Annotated in this window: 1 protein-coding gene; it reads right to left on the bottom strand. The window is 64.5% G+C overall.

The genetic code is table 11. The annotated features are described in order from the left end of the window. Window positions 1-330: ATP-binding protein (locus SB751_RS28970; protein ID WP_410748905.1), on the bottom strand; the 330-nt coding region annotated here is incomplete at both ends.

Genomic DNA, 330 nt, shown 5'->3' with positions numbered 1-330 from the left:
GAATGGCCTGGCCCATACGCCTGGTAGAACGGCTGGAATAGCAACGGCTGCTGGTCAGCGGATATCCCCAGGCCGGTGTCGGCGATGCGCCACTCCAGCACCGACAGGCCGTCGCCGCCGCCGACCACCGTCAGGTCGATCCGCACCCAGCCCGCCTCGGTGAACTTGATGGCGTTGCTGATCAGGTTGTTCAGCACCTGCTTGATACGCAAGGCGTCGCCATGGGCATACACCGGCACATCAGTGGCAATGGTGGAGAAGAACTGCAGGCCCTTGGCGTCCGCGGTGGCGGCGTAAGATTGCAGCGCGTCCTCTGTGAGCGCAGCCGGA

Origin of the sequence: Cupriavidus sp. SIMBA_020, from assembly GCF_046535395.1 — a bacterium.
Classification (GTDB): domain Bacteria; phylum Pseudomonadota; class Gammaproteobacteria; order Burkholderiales; family Burkholderiaceae; genus Cupriavidus; species Cupriavidus campinensis.
The sequence above is the reverse complement of the archived record's forward strand: the minus strand, read 5'-3'. Positions and strand labels throughout refer to the sequence as shown.